Here is a 522-nt window from a genome sequence, read left to right as displayed (position 1 = left end):
GATATCGCGCTTGGGCGGCACTCCAAACAGCCGGCTGTATTCGCGGCTGAACTGCGACGGGCTTTCATAGCCCACTTTGAACGCCGCGCTGGACACATCCTGGTGCTCGTTGAGCATCAACCGGCGCGCCTCGTTCAAGCGCAGCCATTTCTGATACTGCAATGGGCTCATCGCCGTCAGTTGGCGAAAGTGATGATGGAACGTCGCCGCGCTCATCTGCACCCGCGCGGCCAAGTCTTCAACGCGCAATACCGCGTCGTAATTGAGTTTGAGCCAGTCAATCGCCTTGGCGATGCGATACCCCTGCCCGTCCACCGAACAGATCCGGCGCAGTCGATCCGACTGGTCACTCTGCAATAGCCGGTAGTGGATTTCGCGCTGGATCAAGGGCGCGAGGACCGGGATTGCTTCGGGCTCATCGAGCAACGCCACCAGCCGCGCAAATGACGCCAGCATGCCCTCGGTGACAACACCGATGCCGACCCCCTTCAGCGCAGAGCGCTCGCGCTTGGGCGGCAACTC

1 protein-coding gene is annotated in these 522 nt (G+C 61.5%); it reads right to left on the bottom strand.

Features of this window, described 5'->3' with window-relative positions:
• A partial coding sequence (locus IQK56_RS30795) for an AraC family transcriptional regulator (RefSeq protein WP_193901992.1) occupies window positions 1–522 on the bottom strand: 522 nt, incomplete at both ends.

The organism is Pseudomonas cyclaminis (assembly GCF_015163715.1).
Taxonomy (GTDB): domain Bacteria; phylum Pseudomonadota; class Gammaproteobacteria; order Pseudomonadales; family Pseudomonadaceae; genus Aquipseudomonas; species Aquipseudomonas cyclaminis.
This window is presented reverse-complemented; position numbering and strand designations above follow the sequence as displayed.